The organism is Pseudomonas sp. LjRoot71 (assembly GCF_964253255.1).
In the GTDB taxonomy this organism is placed as follows: Bacteria; Pseudomonadota; Gammaproteobacteria; order Pseudomonadales; family Pseudomonadaceae; genus Aquipseudomonas.
The window spans coordinates 4,091,229-4,108,126 of the sequence record NZ_CAXURA020000001.1 but is presented as its reverse complement, the minus strand read 5'-3'; the positions used below and the strand labels follow the sequence as shown (position 1 = coordinate 4,108,126).

12 protein-coding genes and 2 pseudogenes are annotated in these 16,898 nt (G+C 60.4%); 6 read left to right on the top strand and 8 right to left on the bottom strand.

The genetic code is table 11. The features are described 5' to 3' along the window. The first annotated feature begins 279 nt into the window (after positions 1 to 279). The 3 genes from ACSQ17_RS19485 to ACSQ17_RS19475 are packed head-to-tail and all read left to right on the top strand — an operon-like array spanning position 280 to position 5,186. Entirely contained in the window at positions 280 to 1,635 is a 1,356-nt protein-coding gene (locus ACSQ17_RS19485) for a TolC family outer membrane protein (protein ID WP_233685161.1), read from the top strand. 33 nt (positions 1,636 to 1,668) lie between these two features. Further along, positions 1,669 to 3,819: a type I secretion system permease/ATPase gene (locus ACSQ17_RS19480; protein WP_392540030.1), complete on the top strand. Its 2,151-nt coding sequence runs from the start codon at positions 1,669 to 1,671 to the stop codon at positions 3,817 to 3,819. 8 nt (positions 3,820 to 3,827) lie between these two features. After that, positions 3,828 to 5,186, top strand: a complete 1,359-nt coding sequence (locus tag ACSQ17_RS19475) for an HlyD family type I secretion periplasmic adaptor subunit (protein WP_392539715.1) — start codon at positions 3,828 to 3,830, stop codon at positions 5,184 to 5,186. A 16-nt stretch (positions 5,187 to 5,202) separates the two neighbouring features. Here the strand turns inward: ACSQ17_RS19475 and ACSQ17_RS19470 are convergent, their stop codons facing one another. The 6 genes and pseudogenes from ACSQ17_RS19470 to aceK form a co-directional block, all read right to left on the bottom strand. Continuing rightward, a complete protein-coding gene (locus ACSQ17_RS19470) occupies positions 5,203 to 5,817 on the bottom strand; it encodes a tRNA-uridine aminocarboxypropyltransferase (protein ID WP_436070172.1) in 615 nt (204 codons plus the stop codon). Positions 5,818 to 5,894: 77 nt separating this feature from the next. Next, positions 5,895 to 6,863 (bottom strand): annotated as a pseudogene (locus ACSQ17_RS19465) (methyl-accepting chemotaxis protein); the annotation flags it as partial. Between the two features lie 315 nt (positions 6,864 to 7,178). After that, a pseudogene (locus ACSQ17_RS19460) lies at positions 7,179 to 7,460 on the bottom strand (PAS domain-containing protein); the annotation flags it as partial. A 184-nt stretch (positions 7,461 to 7,644) separates the two neighbouring features. After that, positions 7,645 to 7,776 (bottom strand): PA1414 family protein, encoded by a 132-nt coding sequence (locus ACSQ17_RS19455; protein WP_436070171.1) that lies wholly within the window; start codon positions 7,774 to 7,776, stop codon positions 7,645 to 7,647. A gap of 89 nt (positions 7,777 to 7,865) precedes the next feature. Next, positions 7,866 to 9,911, bottom strand: coding sequence for a TonB-dependent receptor family protein (locus tag ACSQ17_RS19450; RefSeq protein ID WP_436070170.1), 2,046 nt, complete (start codon positions 9,909 to 9,911; stop codon positions 7,866 to 7,868). Positions 9,912 to 9,916: 5 nt separating this feature from the next. Beyond that, a complete protein-coding gene (gene aceK, locus ACSQ17_RS19445) occupies positions 9,917 to 11,647 on the bottom strand; it encodes a bifunctional isocitrate dehydrogenase kinase/phosphatase (RefSeq protein WP_436070169.1) in 1,731 nt (576 codons plus the stop codon). Between the two features lie 202 nt (positions 11,648 to 11,849). Between aceK and ACSQ17_RS19440 the strand changes: the two genes are divergently transcribed. Next, on the top strand, positions 11,850 to 12,743 hold the full coding sequence (locus tag ACSQ17_RS19440) for a DMT family transporter (protein ID WP_436070168.1): 894 nt from the start codon (positions 11,850 to 11,852) through the stop codon (positions 12,741 to 12,743). A 69-nt stretch (positions 12,744 to 12,812) separates the two neighbouring features. Here the strand turns inward: ACSQ17_RS19440 and ACSQ17_RS19435 are convergent, their stop codons facing one another. Then, on the bottom strand, positions 12,813 to 13,115 hold the full coding sequence (locus tag ACSQ17_RS19435) for a DUF1883 domain-containing protein (protein ID WP_257779465.1): 303 nt from the start codon (positions 13,113 to 13,115) through the stop codon (positions 12,813 to 12,815). A gap of 238 nt (positions 13,116 to 13,353) precedes the next feature. On the opposite strand from ACSQ17_RS19435, the gene ACSQ17_RS19430 reads away from it, so the two are divergent. Together ACSQ17_RS19430 and ACSQ17_RS19425 are read left to right on the top strand one after the other, a co-directional pair. Then, positions 13,354 to 15,000 carry an alkaline phosphatase D family protein gene (locus ACSQ17_RS19430; RefSeq protein WP_436070167.1) on the top strand — a complete coding sequence of 549 codons (1,647 nt, stop codon included), beginning with the start codon at positions 13,354 to 13,356 and terminating at the stop codon, positions 14,998 to 15,000. Positions 15,001 to 15,084: 84 nt separating this feature from the next. Continuing rightward, positions 15,085 to 16,122: an RNA methyltransferase gene (locus ACSQ17_RS19425; RefSeq protein WP_436070166.1), complete on the top strand. Its 1,038-nt coding sequence runs from the start codon at positions 15,085 to 15,087 to the stop codon at positions 16,120 to 16,122. Between the two features lie 160 nt (positions 16,123 to 16,282). Here the strand turns inward: ACSQ17_RS19425 and nfuA are convergent, their stop codons facing one another. After that, complete coding sequence (gene nfuA, locus ACSQ17_RS19420; RefSeq protein WP_436070165.1) at positions 16,283 to 16,867, bottom strand: Fe-S biogenesis protein NfuA; 585 nt, start codon at positions 16,865 to 16,867, stop codon at positions 16,283 to 16,285. Positions 16,868 to 16,898: the final 31 nt, after the last annotated feature.

The window sequence follows — 16,898 nt, the reverse complement described above, 5'->3', positions numbered from 1 at the left end:
ACCGCACCAGAAAGATCCCGCCCCTATTTGCATCCGACCGTCTCATATAGCCGCGCACGCCACTGAAGAGCACGAAATGCACGGCTTCTGGTTGAAAACAATGTGCTGGTTTTCGCAGTCTGCATAAGATTTTTTTCTTATAGGGCTTGTAACAATTTTTTCTTAGCTACGCTGAAAAGTGTTCTTAGCTGTGATGTTACAGACTGAGAGTAATCCAGCAGGCAAATAAGCCATTTTTTTGGCGACGGATTTAGAAAATCTTAAAAGGAGAGTTACCAGATGCGCGCACTCAACCCTTTATGGAGCAGTATCGTGCTGGCCGCGTTCTGTACCCAGGCACAAGGCATCACCTTGTCGGAGGCTATCCAGAGCACCCTGGATAACCACCCTGAGATTCATGCCGGGGTAAACAGTCGCCTTTCATCGGATGAAGAGGTCAAGATTGCTAAAGGTGGCTACCTGCCAACCGTCGACCTGCTGGTGGGCTATGGCCGTGAACATACCGACAGCCCAAGCACCCGAGCCATCGGCAACCACAATACTGAAACACTGAACTACGGCACCTCCGAGCTGCGCCTGCGGCAGATGCTGTTTGATGGCTTCAACACGCCCAATGAAGTGGAGCGCACCAAAGCCGTGGTCAACTCACGCGCCTATCGCCTGCTCGGTACCTCGGAAAGCCTGGCCCTGCGCACGGTCGAGGTGTACCTGGATCTGCTGATGCGCCGCGAGATGGTCGAGCTGGCCCGCAACAACCTGCAAGCCCACCAACGCATCAATGACCAGATCAGCCTGCGCAGCCAGCAAGGCGTAGGCAGCACGGCAGACCTTGATCAGTCCGAAGCGCGTCTGGCCCTGGCGGAAAACAACCTCTATACCGAGCAGGTCAACCTGGCCGATGCCGAAGCCAACTTCTTCAGCGCTGTTGGCCGCATGCCCGATGAGCTGGACTCACCAGCCTCGCTGAAAGGCTCACTCCCCGCCACCCTTGGCGAAGCACGGCAGACGGTAATCGACAACAACCCCTTCCTTAAGTCCGCCCAGGCAGACGTGCATGCGGCCGAGAAACAGTATGAAGTCGCCAAATCGACATTCTACCCACGCGTAGACCTCGAACTGGCCACCAACGCTGACAACGACACCCAGGGTGACGAAGGCCACACCAAGGGTTGGCGCGCCGCCGTGGTGATGAATTACAACCTGTTCAACGGCATGCGCGACAAGGCACGCCTGCAATCGACTGCACACCAGATCAACGAATCGATGGACATCCGCAACAACGCCCTTCGCGTACTCAACGAGAACCTCTCTCTGGCCTGGAACGCCATGGAGAACGCGCAACTGCAAACCCCCAAGGCTCGCGAATATGCCGATTACACCCAGCGCGTTCGTGAGGCCTATCAACAACAGTTCAGCCTTGGCCAACGCACCCTGCTCGACCTGCTCGACAGTGAAAACGAACTGTTCACCGCAAACCGCCGCTACAGCGAGGTGCGCTTTCTCGAAGAATTCTCGATGTACCGCGTAACCGCAGCGATGGGTGACTTGTTGCGTCAGCAGCAAGTGGTAGTACCGGCAGAGGCGGTAGCCCTCACTGAAGTGAAGAGCGAGGCGCGTCTGCCGGAAATGAAGTAAAACCGGCATAAGGAGTAGTAGACCTTGACCACCATGGAACGGCCGGGGTCATCCAGCGACCCGCGTCTGAATCACGACGATCCGCTGCTGGATGGCTTGTTGATTCTCTGCAAACTCCACGGCTGTTCCGCCAGCCGTGGCAGCTTGAGTGCAGGCCTGCCATTACCTGAGCAGCGCCTGACCACCGAGTTGCTACCACGCGCTGCCGCCCGCGCCGGTTTACAGGGGCGCCTGCTGCAGCGCGAGCTGGCCAGTATTTCCGCACTCAACCTGCCGGTGTTGCTGCTGCTGAAAAACGGCCGCAGTGCAGTTCTGCGCCAATGGGGGCCGAAAAATCAGGCGCAGATCCTGCCGTGTGAAGCTGACGGTGGCGAGCAATGGGTCAACCGCGAACAACTGGCTGCGGAATACAGCGGCCAGGCTTTTTTCGCCCGCCCGCGCCATGAGCTGGAAGAAGCTCGCAACCCGCTGGTGCCGCGCATCGAGGCATGGTTTCGCGACACCCTGAAACTCTCGCGCTGGCTATACACTGATGCCGTGCTGGCCAGCCTGCTAATCAACCTGCTCGGCCTGATGGTGCCGTTGTTTGTCATGCAGACCTACGACCGCGTGGTGCCCAACCAGGCGACTTCGACGCTGTGGGTGCTGAGCATCGGCCTGTTGATCGGTATGGGCTTTGAATTACTGCTGAAGATCCTGCGCTCACATCTGCTCGACACCGCCGGCAAGAAAACCGATGTAGTGCTCTCAGCCACCCTGTTCGAGCGCATCACCGGCATGTCGATGACAGCCCGCCCAGCCACCATCGGTGGCTTTGCCCAAAGCATTCACGACTTCCAGGGCCTGCGCGAGTTCCTTACCGCAGTCACCCTGACCAGCCTGATTGACCTGCCCTTCTCGTTCCTGATGATTGCTGTGATCTGGTTGATCGGCGGCTGGCTGGTCGTCATACCCCTGCTAGCGTTCCCCATCACCGCTCTGTTCGCGTTCATCATCCAGGCACGCCTGCGCGATACCGTGGAAAAAAGCCTGCAACTGGCCTCGCAACGTCAGGCCCTGCTGATTGAAACACTCGGTGGCCTGGAAACCCTGAAAGCCTGCAGCGCTGAAAGCGAGCGCCAGCACCAGTGGGAGAAAACCCATGGTGCCCTCACCCGCCTGGACATCCACGCCCGCTCGCTGGCAGCTATCGCCACCAACGGCACACTGTTTTTGCAACAGTTTGCCGGCATGGCCACCATTGTCTGCGGGGTATACATCATCATTGCCGGCAAGCTCAGCGTCGGCGCACTGGTGGCCTGCTACATGCTGGGTAGCCGTATTCTTGCGCCACTGGGCCAGATCGCCGGGCTGATCACCCGCTACCAGCAAGCCCGCCTGACCATGACCAGCACGGACGCGCTGATGGCCCTGCCACAGGAACGCCAGTCGAAACAGCGGCCACTGGATCGCACCCACCTGCATGGCGCACTGGATGTGCGCGATGTCACCTTCAGTTACCCAGGACAAAGCACGCCCGCCCTGGCCGGCGTCAGCCTGCGCATGGCAGCTGGCGAGCGCATCGGCATCATCGGCCGCAGCGGCTCGGGCAAAAGCACCCTGGCTCGTTTGGTGATGGCCTTCTACAGCCCCGACAAAGGGCAGATCCTGCTCGACAACCTCGATCTGCGTCAGCTCGATGTAGCCGACCTGCGCCATCAGATCGGCTATGTCGCCCACGACCTGCCGCTGCTCGCGGGCAGCCTGCGTGACAATCTGACCCTCGGCGCCCGTTACGTTAGCGATGCACGCATGCTCGAAGTGGCTGAACTGACCGGAGTGGTCGACCTGGCACGGCAACACCCGCAAGGCTTTGACCGCCCGGTAGGCGAGCGCGGCCAGCTGCTCTCGGGGGGGCAACGGCAAGCCGTACTGCTGGCCCGCGCGCTGCTTCTGGACCCGCCCATCCTGCTACTGGATGAACCCACCAGCGCCATGGACAACACCAGCGAGGAAATCCTGCGCAACCGCCTGCAAACATGGGCCCAGGGCAAAACCATGCTGCTGATCACTCACCGCGCCTCCATGCTCAGCCTGGTTGATCGGCTGGTGGTGCTGGATAACGGCCACATTGTCGCGGACGGTCCAAAAGAAGCGGTTATTGAGGCGCTACGCAAAGGTCGAGTCGGCCCTGCAGCGGTATAGGAACGATCATGCCCACACGCCATTCGATTCGCGATTATTTCGCCAGCATGCGCCAGCGCAAACAGGACACCGAGTTCATGCCGGAAGTCGACGGGGCCATTCTCGAAGACTCGCCCTGGTTCACCCGCATCACTGTCTGGGTGGTCAGCAGTTGCCTGCTGGTGGCACTGGTCTGGGCCAACTTCGCCGTACTGGAAGAAGTCACCACGGGTGAAGGCAAGGCCATTCCCTCCAGCAAGATTCAGGTTATCCAGAACCTGGAAGGCGGCATTGTCAGCGAAATTTTCGTGCGCGAAGGCCAGGTGGTGGAGAAAGGTGCCGTGCTGCTGCGCCTGGACGACACACGCTTTCTCTCCAACCGGGGTGAAACCGAAGCCGACCGTTTGGCCCTGGTTGCTCGGGTCGAACGCCTGACAGCCGAGGCCGAAGGCCGGCCGATCAATATGCCGGAGGATATTCTGCGCCAGGCACCGCAGTTGGCCGAAGATGAACTGGCGCTCTATCAGTCCCGACAAAATCGCCTGCAAAGCGAACAACGCACCCTCGGCGAACAGCTACGGCAGAAGACTCAGGAACTGGCCGAGTTTCGCGCCAAAGCCCAACAGTACCGTTCCAGCATGGGTCTGCTGCAGCAGGAGCTGAACATGTCACAACCGCTGGTGGCTACCGGCGCCATTTCCCAGGTGGAAATCCTGCGCCTGCGCCGCAGCCTGGTGGAAGTGCGCGGTTCATTGGACGCCACCAACCTGGCCATCCCCAGAGCAGAAGCGGCGATGGATGAAATCAAGAGCAAGATTGAAGAATCAGAACTTAGCTTCCGCTCAGAGGCCTTCAAAACACTCAATGAAGTGCGCACGGAACTGCAGAAGATCACCGCCACCAGCGTGGCCATTGATGACCGAGTTAGTCGCACGACAGTGGTTTCACCAGTGCGTGGCATCATCAAGCAACTCAAGGTCAACACCATTGGCGGCGTGGTTCAGCCTGGCAGTGACATGCTGGAAATCGTTCCGCTGGATGACAGCCTGCTGATCGAGGCCAAGGTGCGGCCGCAGGATGTCGCCTTCCTGCACCCTGGGCAGAAGGCCATGGTCAAATTCACCGCCTACGACTACACCATCTACGGCGGACTCAAGGCCAACCTTGAGCTGATCAGTGCCGACACCATCACTGACGAAGAAGGCAACAGCTTCTACCTGATCCAGGTACGTACCGACAAAAGCCATTTGGGCAGTGAGGAACATCCACTGCTGATCATCCCCGGCATGGTCGCCACCGTGGACATCATCACCGGTGAAAAGAGCGTGCTCGACTACCTGCTCAAACCGGTGCTCAAGGCCCGTTCGGAAGCCATGCGCGAACGCTGAGGCAGCCGCTAGCAGACTACGACGACAGCCCAGCATCAACATGATTGCGCTGGTAGGTGTGCTCGCCCATCGCCTCGATCTGTCCATCAATCAACGCTTCGAATGGTGCAAGCAAGGCATCGAAACGGTTAGGGGCTTCAACACTGTTGAGGGCCTCAACAATCGCTTCAATGGTCGACAGCGCTCCCGGCATCGGCGCCTTGCGCAGGCGATAGCGCGACTGTAGCCCCGGCACCAGCATCACCCGTGGCAACGCAGCTAAAAGCGGGTTCAGGTGCAGCAGTTTGCGCGCCTTGCGCCAAGTGCCGTCGGGCACCACCAGCAACAGGGGGAGTTCGCCGCTCTGCTCGGCAAACGGCACTAGCGCGTGGGCCTGCTCGCCGGGGAACAACAAGCAGGCACGGTACCCCGGCTGCTGCAACAACGCGGGCAACCTGTCAAACACTTCGCCCACCAGCAACTCGGCATTACTCAGGCCCAGCGCGGCCAGCCGTGCAGTATTCAGCGCATGACGCACCTCACTCGGGTGCTGCAGGATCAGCACCCGAGTACGGCTCGATAGATGGGGGATTAGCGCGCACAAACAGCGTTCGACTGGACGGGTGCAGCGTGGGCATTGCGGGCGTGGCATGGGGCTCTCCTCGGCCGCGCAGTGTGCCACAAGCGCAGGGCAACCGGCCCGCCTTCACGCGGGTCGGTTGCCCTGATTCAACGGTTGAAGCGTTCGGCCAGGCTGTGCAGATAGTCAGCCATGTCCTCCAGTTCCTGGCCAATCTGCGCGCCCTGATGCGCCTGCTCGGCGCTGCGGTCGGACAACTGCGCGATCTGGGTAATCTGCCGGCTGATATCTTCCGCGACATGGCTCTGTTCTTCGGAAGCCGAGGCCATCTGCTGGCTCATACCGGTGATACGACTCACCGCCTCACTGATGCCATCCAGGGCGGTGCGCACCGACTCGACGCTCTCGACACTCTGCCTGGAAATCGACTCACCCTTGCCTGCCGTCACCACCGCCCGCTCGGCACCGGCCCGCAGCGACGAGATGATCTGGTGAATCTGCTCGGTTGACTCACGGGTTCGCGATGCCAGCGAGCGCACTTCATCCGCCACCACGGCAAAACCACGGCCTTGTTCACCGGCACGTGCTGCTTCAATCGCTGCGTTGAGCGCCAGCAGGTTGGTCTGCTCGGCAATCGAGGTGATCACATCCGCCACGCTGCCAATGGATTGTGTGGAGTTGGCCAGGTCATTCACCGCCTGGCCGATGTCGACTACGGCCTGCGCCATGTGCTGCATCGAATCCAGGCTGCCGCTGGCCAGTTGCAGGCCCTGCTTGGCCAGGCGGTCGGCCTCTTCTGCGGCATGCGATGTGTTCTGCACGTTGTGCGTCACTTCCTGGATAGTGGCCGCCATCTGGTTGATCGCCGTCGCCGACTGATCGGTTTCACTGCGCTGCTGATCCAGCATCTTGGCGCCGGAGCGCGACAGATCCGCCGAGCGCGTTGCATGTTTCTTGACATTGTTGCCGGCATCTTCGATGCGCGTCAGCGCGGTCTGCAAACGCGCGTCCTCGCTGATCATGGCCATATCGAGCAAGGCCTGGGCACCGCGGCTGTCGGTATAGGTCAGGGCCACCAGTGAACTAGTAAAGGCCTTGGGATGCTCGGCCAGGGTTTGCCGGATCAGGTTGCGCTTGGCGTAGGACTGGTAAGCACCCAGGCCAAACATCGCGGCAAAGATGAAAGCCCAGAGCCAGGGGCCACTGAGCACGAAGTGCGACGCAAGAATAATCAGCCCGGTGAGAATCAGTGGCCATGACTGCACGATATCCAGCAACCAGTACTCCAGCTTGGGCACGGGTGATTTGCCTTCGCGCAGGCGTGCATAGAGTTTCTCAGCGCGCCGCTTCTGCGCTTCATCGGGCAGTGAACGCACCGACTCGTAACCGGCAATACGGCCGTTTTCATAGATAGGTGTAACGTAGGCGCTGACCCAGTAGAAGTCGCCATTCTTTGAGCGATTCTTGACGATGCCCATCCAGGGCTTGCCCTGTTTGATGGTGTCCCACATGTGGGCGAAGACACCGGGCGGCATGTCGGGATGCCGGACCAGGTTGTGTGGCTGGCCGATCAGCTCTTCACGGGTGAAGCCGCTGATCTCGACAAAGGCGTCGTTGCAATAGGTGATGATGCTGTTGAGATCGGTGGTAGAAATCAGCCGTTCGCTTTCAGGGAACGTTCTTTCCCGCTGGGTTACTGGGAGGTTCTGGCGCATCTGAAGCTATCCCTGTCTGAGCTTTTTACATAACTGCTGATGTAGGTCTAGCACAGCCAGGTAAAGGCGCTAGCAAATGCTTGTTTTAAAAAACACAGTACTGATCCAGAGCAGTTTTCGCAGGTAACAGCGTGCTGCTGTCAGGTATGACCTGGCGACAGACCGCTGCATTCAGAGGGAAGACTCAGTGTCGACGTGCAGTCGAGCGGGCCGTGGGCACGTCGCTACGCACAGAGATTGGTTGCAGCTGCGGCCGCTCGCGCAGGCCCAGGGCAACCAACAGGTTCAGCAGGACAGTCTGCAACTTGGCGCTCATAACATTGCCTCCAGCCAAGAACATCGGACAGGTGCATGCACATCTGTTTCCAGCCTAGTTCAGGCCTGAGCAGTCTGCTGGCACAGCCGTTAAAACATCACCCGCACGCCGGCATACAGGGTGCGTCCGGGGCCAGGCTCGAAGTAACGGGCGTTGCCGTCATTGATGCGCAGGTTGTCGAAGTACTCGCGCCCCAGCAGGTTGTCGATGCCCAGGTAAGGCTCCAGGCTTTGCTCGGCAACCTGCAGACGTTTGCCAAGCCGCAGGCTAAGCAAGGCATGCCCAGGGGCAGACTGAGTATTGCCATCATTGGCGTAGACCTGCGCCTGCGCCATGACACCCAGGCGCAGGTAGAAACCCTGATGCTCATAGGCCACTTCACTGAACAGGCTCTGCGCCGGAATACCCGGCACACGCTTGCCAGAAAAATCCTCGGTCTGTGTCTGGGTCTGGGTCTGGTAGTCGATAAAGCGGTAGCGGTTGTAGGCATAGGCCAGGGACCAGCGCCAGGCATCGGCAAGCTGCCAGTCGAGGCTCAACTCCACGCCATCGCGCCTTGACTGCCCGGCGTTACGGTAAAAATTGCGACCAGACTGAAAGCTGAACGCGACCAGCTCATCCTCCAGATCGATGCGGTATACCGCCAGGGCATAGCGCAGCGCGGGCCACTCCCCCTTGATCCCCAGTTCACGGCTGAATGCCTGAGCCGGTTGCAGGACACTGTTGAAGCCTGCGCCTTGCGGGTTACCCAGCTCGTTGATGGTCGGCGTTTCGAACGAGCTGGCCAGGCGTGCATAGAGTGATTGCTGCGCGCTGAAGCGATAACTCAAACCGCTGCTGTAATTCCAATCAGCCAGGCGCCGTGAACCGGAGTCATCACGGTTGTCGATCAGGTAAGCATCATCCACTGCCAGGCGCACGCGGTCATAGCGCAGCCCGAATGTCGCCTGCCATTGCTCGCTGAGGTCGATCTGATCCTCGACAAACAGCCCCTGGCTCAGCGCCGATTCCTCCTGCTGCTGGCGCAGCGTGCCGCGCTCTCTGAACAGGTTGTCGTAGCGCTGCCGCTCATCGCGCTGCGCCTCCAGGTCGAAACCGGCGCTGAGTTTATGCGCCAGACCGGCCACGTCACGGTAATGGCTGTACTGCCCGCCTATGCCAGTGAAATAACGTTCGAAGGTGGTCTGCCCATTTCGCTCAAAACCCAGGCGGTTGCCAAACTCGCGATGCCCCAAGTAGCTGCGCAACTGGTACTGATCGGCCCCTGCGCCATAACCATCCCAGACCAGTCCCAGGCGCTGCTGGCGGATATATTCATCGGCATCAAAGCGCAGGTTGCCGGCTGCTGCCTGGCGGCGATCTGCCTTGACCTCAGCCGCCGTCAGGCCGCCAGGGTCTTCGGCACGGTTGTCGATGGCGTTGAGGTTCAAACGCAGTTGGCCGTTAGGCGCATACCAACGCAGCTTGCCGGTCAGACTGTTGGTCTGCGCACGGCTGTGCTCACGGTAACCGTCCAGTTGGCTGCTGTTGAAAGCCAGCAGGCCACCCAGATTGCCATCGCTGCCACCCAACTCGCCGCGCAGGCGCTGATAACCCAGCCCCGCCGCACTCAGGTCCAGTTGCATCAACGGCAGGCTTGGCGGCTCGCGGGTATCAATGGCCAGTACGCCGCCGGCGGCATTGCCATACAGCACCGAGGCGGGACCGCGCAGCACCTCCATGCGTTCGACCAGCCCGAGGTCGAGGCCGTCAAGCTCGGTCTGGCCATCCGGCATGGTCAGGGGCACACCATCGACCAGCACGCGAATCCCACGCACACCGAAATTGCCGCGCGCGCCAAAACCGCGAATGGCCGGACGCAGGCCCTGGGCCAGGTTGTAGCGGTTGAGGCTGAACACGCCGGGCACGCGGGCCAGCCACGAATCCAGGGCGAGGGAATGCTCGCCCTGAGTAGTCGATGCGTCAACCACGGTTACCGCCGCTGGCGTACTCAGCCAGCGCACATGGCTGCGCGGGCTGGTAATCAGCAGCGGCGAGAGTTCGACCGTATTAGCCTCAGCCTCGGCCGCCAGCAGCACAGGGCGCTCCACCAGCAGGCACAAGCTGGCAGTCAGGGCGGCCCAGGTAACACGCACGCGCCTCAATACTCCTTGTCGGCCTGGTCCTTGCGCCGATAGGGGAACACGTCGATCACCTTGCCGGCACGAATAGCCTCCTGCAGGCTTTTCCAGTAATCGGCGTCATACAGGTCGCCATGCAGTTCGCTGAACAGCTTGCGCTGCTTGATATCGGCAAACAGAAACGGCGGGAACTCCTCGGGGAACACATCCAGTGGGGCCACCGAGTACCAGGGCTCGGAGGACATTTCATCCTCGGGGTAACGCGGTGGCGGAATACGCCGGAAGTTGGCTTCGGTGAGGAAGCAGATCTCATCGTAGTCGTAGAACACCACACGGCCGTGGCGGGTCACGCCGAAGTTCTTTAGCAGCATGTCGCCGGGGAAGATGTTGGCTGCCGCCAGCTGCTTGATCGCCAGGCCATAGTCATCCAGCGCCTCGCGCACCTGAGCTTCGCTGGCACTTTCCACATACAGATTGAGCGGAGTCATGCGCCGTTCGGTCCAGCAGTGGCGTACCAGCACTGTGTCACCATTGACCTCGACGGTGGACGGCGCCACTTCCAGCAATTCCGCCAGGCATTCGGGATCGAACTTGCTCAGCGGGAAGCGGAAATCGGCAAATTCCTGGGTGTCGGCCATGCGCCCTACCCGGTCGACGGTTTTCACCAGGCGGTACTTCTCGATCACCGTGGCGCGGTCGACGTTCTTCGAGGGCGAGAAGCGGTCCTTGATGATCTTGAACACGGTGTTGAAGCCCGGCAGGGTAAATACGCTCATCACCATGCCGCGCACTCCTGGGGCCATGACGAACTTGTCGTCGGTGGTGGCCAGGTGGTTGATCAGCGAGCGGTAGAACTCCGATTTGCCGTGCTTGTAGAAACCGATCGAGGTGTACAACTCGGCAATGTGCTTGCCCGGCAGGATGCGTTTGAGGAAGCCGACGAATTCCGCCGGATAGCCGACCCGCACCATGAAGTAGGAGCGGGTAAAGGAGAAGATGATCGACACCTCGGCTTCATCGGTAATCAGCGCATCGATCTGAATGCCCTGCCCCTCGCGGTGCAGCAACGGGATCACCAGCGGCCATTGCTCGTCACGGGTGTAGATACGCCCCACCAGGTAGGCGCCCTTGTTGCGGTACAGGCGCGAGGCGAATAGCTCAATGCGCAGATCAGGGTCTTTACACACCCAGTCCGGCAGGCTGTCGCGCAGTTGCTTGAGCAGGCGCGCGAGGTCACGCTCAAGGTTTTCGTAGCCGACTTCGAAACTGAAATCTTCGAAAATCTGCCGCAGCGCCGGTTCTACATCGCCCTTGGGCTCGTACACGCGGGTTTGCGGGGCACGCTCATTGACCCGCAGCGACGGACGAGTGGTGTGGATAAACATGCAGCCATCGTTGATCTGATCATGGCTGAACAGGCCGCAGAAGATCGAGTTGAACCAGGTTTCCGCCAGTTCGTCGTCATAGCGCAGGTCGATCTGGGCGATATAGGCCGATTTGACCAGCGGCCACTGCTCCACATCCAGCAGCACATCGGCCTCATAAGCCTTGCACAGGCGCTCGCTGACCGCCGTAACATACTCTTCATAGAGGGCAATCCGGGCCGCAGATGCCTGCTGGATCTCCTGCCACTGAGCCTGTTCGAAACGCACCCGCGCCCCGTTGGTAATCTGCCGGAACTGCTCGCGGTAATCGTCGAAGCCTTCGAGGATAAGTGCGGCAATCGCGCTGGCCGGCCATTGCTGTGGCATAAACGAACCCCTACAGAAGAAATGCGGATAATCCGCCGAGCTTATCCAGTGGCCGCGCCAAGTAAAAGCCGGCAATGCATGGATAGGCGCTTATCTACGACGAAATATTGCCAATTCAGTACTTTGAAAGCGTATTTCGGATTGCCTTGGCAGGCGCGCCCGGCAACACTGCTGGGCCTGTTTCGCTGTTGTGGAGTCTGTTGTGCGCCTTGCTGACCTGAGCCGTCTGCTGTTGCTTGCTGCCATCTGGGGCGCCAGCTTTCTCTTCATGCGCATCGTCGCGCCGGTACTGGGCAGCATGCCGACCGCGTTTTTCCGCGCCAGCCTGGGCATGCTCGGCCTGCTGGTGATTCTCCTGCTGATGCGCGTGCGCTGGGATTTCAGCGGCAAGCTCAAGCATTGCCTGATGCTTGGGGTGATCAACGCCGGTCTACCCTCGGCCATGTATTGCATGGCCGCGCTGGTACTGCCGGCCGGCTATTCGGCGATTTTCAATGCCACCACGCCCATGATGGGCGTGCTGATCGGCATGCTGTTCTTCGCCGAGGCGCTGACCCTGAGCAAGGCGGCCGGGGTGGCCATCGGCCTGTTTGGGGTGGCGGTGCTGACCCGCACCGGCCCGGTGGAATTCGACCTTAACCTGCTGCTGGGGGCGGCCGCCTGCCTGGTGGCGACGGCCTGCTATGGCGTTGCCGGTTTTCTCACCCGCCGCTGGATTGGTCAGCAAGGCGGCCTGGACAATCGCCTGACGGCTTTTGCCAGCCTGTGTGGTGCCAGCCTGTTTCTGCTGCCCTGGTTTGTCGGCTCACTGGTAGTGCAGGCGCCACCCAGCTGGGGCGGGCTGGAGGTCTGGCTGTCGCTGGCCTGTCTGGGTTTTATCTGCACGGCATTCGCCTACGTGCTGTATTTCCGCCTGCTCAGTGATATTGGGCCGATCAAGGCCAGCACCACCACCTTCCTGATCCCGCCCTTCGGCGTACTCTGGGGCGCCTTGTTGCTCGATGAGCCGCTGTCCTGGGCGTACCTGTATGGCGGTGTGCTGATCGCCGTCGCCCTGTGGCTGGTGGTTCGCCCGACAGCCGACAAACCGGCCTAGACCAGGAAAACTGCACAAAAAAGCCCGCAGTGAGGCGGGCTTTTTTGTGCAACACCGGTCAAGCAGTGCTCAACTCAGGCGCGAGGTCGACTTGCGGATGATCTTGATCGAATGCTTGAGCGTCGGCTTGCGCGTCACGCTGATGGCGCGGCGGGTCACGGTGTCGATGGTGATATTCCAGAAGCCGCTGCTGGGCACGGTGATCTTCGCCGGGAAGCTGTCGAACGCGCCACCGTGATAGGTATGCCGGCCGCCATTTTTAAAGCTGCGGAAGTTGGCATCACTCATCAGGCGAATGTTGCAGGTCTGCGAGCACTCGATCACGACGATATCGTCTTCGTTGAGGTGCTCGCGCTGGTGTATGAATTTCATCTGCTGTCTCAGGCTGCGTAGGCGACAAAGCCGCGACTATAGCATGCCGCCTGGGCATCCACGGCCAACGGGGCCGGGTCGAGACGCGAGCCGTTACACAATCTGCGCCACCCAGGCTGGTCAGCGCCGGGCTTTCACTCTATACAGCCCAGGTAAGTAATCGCTCAGTGTCCGGTACGGTTATTGGAATCCAGTTGTCGAGCGTTTGACCTTCTCCCTCGACTTCAGGAGCCCCACCATGACCTTGCTTGACCCACGCGCCAACGAGCTCTACGCCAGCAAGCTCTACAGCGCCAGCATCATCGGCCACACCACCGCGCACAGTGCGCGTATCTGGATACGCCTCTACGAACCCGGCCAATGGACCCTGGTGGTGTCCAAACAACCGTTCAGTGGCGACCTCAAGCGCCTGGGTGAACACGACATTGCCGCCTTTCTGCAAAAACAGGCCATCCAGCCCTGCGCGGTGCTGAGCCATGACTTCAGCTACGCCAGCAACCTGACCCACTGCTTCGACGTGGCCGATCTGGAGCCAGCGACACGCTATTTCTATGCGGTGATGACCGAGCGCAAGGAGGTCAGCCGGCGCACCGAGCTGGGCTATGGCACACCTCGTCAATTCCGCACCCTGGCGGCCAATCCGGAGGAAATCGTTTTTGGTTTCTACAGCTGCCACGACCATATCAACGCGGGCGGTGATGTTGGAGCCTGGCCGAACTTTCTCGAACAGCTGAACGACCTCAAGGCCGACTTCGTGATTGGCGGTGGTGACCAGATCTATGTCGATACCAATGCCAAGCTGGGCTTCCCGGACATCTGGAAATGGCTCAAGGACAACAAACCGGCTCTGCTGGAGCGTTACCGCAAGGGCCGTGGCTACGACCAGGCTGGCCTCTACGAGTACCTGCTGGACATCTACCGCTGGTACTACCGGGTGTACTGGAATGTCGGGGCGCTGCAACAGGTGTATGAACGCTTCCCCCAGTACATGATCTGGGACGACCACGAGATCATGGATGGTTGGGGCTCGTTTACCGAAAAAGAACGCCTCAAGCGCATCGCGCGGCTGTTCAATGAAAACCAGCCAAGTGTCGACAAGATGCTGGTGAACCTGATGTGGAAGGCCGCCTGCCGCGCCTATTACGAATACGAGCACAGCCACAATCCCCAGACAGCCTACGACGCTGACGAGCCGGATAACTGCCAGTGGGATTATTCCTTCGCCCATGGCCCTGCCGCCTTCTACGCCCTGGATGTGCGCGGTCACCATGATGTGGAAAAACAGGGCGATCCCTACCTGCTGCTCGGCAAGGCGCAGATGAGCCGCTTTCAGAACTGGCTGCAGGCCGCTGCAGACAACCCGGCCTGCGCCGTGCTGTTCGTGATAACCCCGGTGCCGCTGCTGCACTGGGTCGATACGCTGGTCAACTATGCCGACCTGGGCAGCGTCAAGGACGACTTCATGGATGAGTGGGACCACAAGAGCAACTGGAGTGAACGCGCGGTGCTGCTGCGCAACGTTTTCGACCGCCTGGACAGCCAGGGCAAGCTGCTGGTGTTTCTCAGCGGTGACGTGCACTGCGCCTCCGCCTATCGCCTGACCCACGAGCGTTACCGCAAAGCCCGCGTGTACCAGCTCACCTCCAGCGCCATCTCGCGCAAACCTGCACCGGCTGCCAGCATGCTCGGCATCAGCGCGGGCGGTGAGCTCAAGGGCAGCAAAGGCGTGTTTGGCGAACGCCTGTTTGCCCTGACCGGCAACAAGAACTTCTCGCTGTTGCGCGTGCGCCGGCAAGCCGGTGGCCAATACGAAGTGGCCGTGGACCTGTGCTGGCCCGGTGAAGAGGCAGGCTCGACCATCCGCAAGCGTTTGATTCTCGACTAGCCGAACTACGCCGGTCGGCCCGGCAGCCAGGCTGTTGTGCACTGGCTGCCGTTTCGCCGACGCCGGTGGTAGCATGCGCGCCCCATGCATATTCACGACTTTCAGCAACGCCTGACCGACCTCGGTGCCAAACCCATGCATATCGGGCGCATTACCCGTGCCTGGCTGCGCGGCGTGCCACTGGACACCGGCACGCGCAACCAGAAAACCGAGAATTTTCTGCCACTGGCGGTGCGCAATGCCCTGCCCGAAATCAGCAACGAACTCGATGGCCTGGCGCGCCTCAGTTCTGAACACCCCGGCGGCGATGGTTCAGCGCGGCTGCTGGTAGAGCTGGCCGACAAGCAGATGGTGGAAAGCGTACTGCTACCACGCGATGGCCTGTGCGTCTCCAGCCAGGTCGGTTGCGCGGTGGGCTGCGTGTTCTGCATGACCGGCAAGAGCGGCCTGCTGCGCCAGCTGAGCACTGCCGAGATCGTCGCCCAGGTGGCTCTGGCGCGGCGCTTTCGCCCCGTGAAGAAAGTGGTGTTTATGGGCATGGGCGAACCGGCGCATAACCTCGACAACGTGCTCGAAGCGATCAACCTGCTCGGCACCGAAGGCGGTATCGGCCAGCGCAACCTGGTGTTCTCCACCGTCGGCGACCCACGGGTGTTCGAGCGTTTGCCGCAGCAGCAGATCAAGCCGGCCCTGGCGCTGTCGCTGCATACCACCGATGCCGAGCTGCGCCAGACCCTGCTGCCGCGCGCGCCGCGTATTGATCCTGAAGAGCTGGTCGCGCTGGGCGAAACCTACGCGCGGCAGATCGATTACCCGATCCAGTACCAATGGACGCTGCTCAAGGGCATCAACGACAGCCAGGAGGAAATGGACGGCATCCTGCGTCTGCTCAAGGGCAAGTACGCGATCATGAACCTGATCCCCTACAACAGCCTGGAAGCCGATGAATTCCAGCGCCCTGATGGTGACCGCATCGTGCAGATCGTGCGCTACCTGCACAGCCGTGGCGTGCTGACCAAGGTGCGCAACAGCGCCGGCCAGGATATCGATGGCGGCTGCGGGCAGCTGCGCGCACGGGCTACCGAGGTGCTTGAGCGGCGCAAAGGCCGTGCTAAGCCGTGACCTCGTTGGCCTTATCGCGACTAAAGCCCCTCCCACCAGGCTGAGTTGGACAGCCAATCTTCCGTTGACTGCGACTGTTGTGGGGGGCTTTTTTATCAAATAGCCAGCAGCATAAAAAATGCCCGCAGAGCGCGGGCATTTTTATTGGAGCGCCTACTGATCAGTAGTAGGCATTTTCCTTGATGCTGTGATCGGTCACGTCACGTACACCTTTGAGCTCGGGAATGCGCTCAAGCAGGGTTTTCTCGATACCTTCCTTGAGCGTCAGGTCAACCTGACCGCAACCCTGGCAACCGCCGCCGAATTTCAGCACGGCAATACCATCGTCAACCACATCGATCAGGCTGACCTCACCACCGTGGCTGGCCAGCCCCGGATTGATCTCGGTTTGCAGGTAGTAGCTGATGCGCTCGTTGATCGGACTGTCTTCGTTGACCATCGGCACCTTGGCGTTCGGAGCCTTGATGGTCAGCTGACCACCCATGCGGTCGGTGGCGTAGTCAACCACGGCGTCTTCCAGAAACGGCTCGCTGACAGCATCGATCCAGGCGGTGAAGCTGGCCAGGCCCAGTGCAGTGTCTTCGGCCTTCTGCTCGCCCGGCTTGCAGTAGGCAATGCAGGTTTCCGCGTACTGGGTACCCGGCTGAGTGATAAACACGCGAATGCCGATGCCCGGGGTACTCTGCTTGCTCAGCAGATCAGCCAGATAATCGTGGGCAGCGTCGGTAATGGTAATGGTGCTCATGGCAACTCCTCGCAAACATGGGCGCAGTGTA

Coding starts and splice junctions, on each gene's coding strand:
- ACSQ17_RS19485 (WP_233685161.1), top strand. CDS start 280: ATGCGCGCACTCAACCCTTTATGGAGCAGTATCGTGCTGGCCGCGTTC.
- ACSQ17_RS19480 (WP_392540030.1), top strand. CDS start 1,669: ATGGAACGGCCGGGGTCATCCAGCGACCCGCGTCTGAATCACGACGAT.
- ACSQ17_RS19475 (WP_392539715.1), top strand. CDS start 3,828: ATGCCCACACGCCATTCGATTCGCGATTATTTCGCCAGCATGCGCCAG.
- ACSQ17_RS19470 (WP_436070172.1), bottom strand. CDS start 5,817: ATGCCACGCCCGCAATGCCCACGCTGCACCCGTCCAGTCGAACGCTGT.
- ACSQ17_RS19455 (WP_436070171.1), bottom strand. CDS start 7,776: ATGAGCGCCAAGTTGCAGACTGTCCTGCTGAACCTGTTGGTTGCCCTG.
- aceK (WP_436070169.1), bottom strand. CDS start 11,647: ATGCCACAGCAATGGCCGGCCAGCGCGATTGCCGCACTTATCCTCGAA.
- ACSQ17_RS19435 (WP_257779465.1), bottom strand. CDS start 13,115: ATGAAATTCATACACCAGCGCGAGCACCTCAACGAAGACGATATCGTC.
- ACSQ17_RS19430 (WP_436070167.1), top strand. CDS start 13,354: ATGACCTTGCTTGACCCACGCGCCAACGAGCTCTACGCCAGCAAGCTC.
- ACSQ17_RS19425 (WP_436070166.1), top strand. CDS start 15,085: ATGCATATTCACGACTTTCAGCAACGCCTGACCGACCTCGGTGCCAAA.
- nfuA (WP_436070165.1), bottom strand. CDS start 16,867: ATGAGCACCATTACCATTACCGACGCTGCCCACGATTATCTGGCTGAT.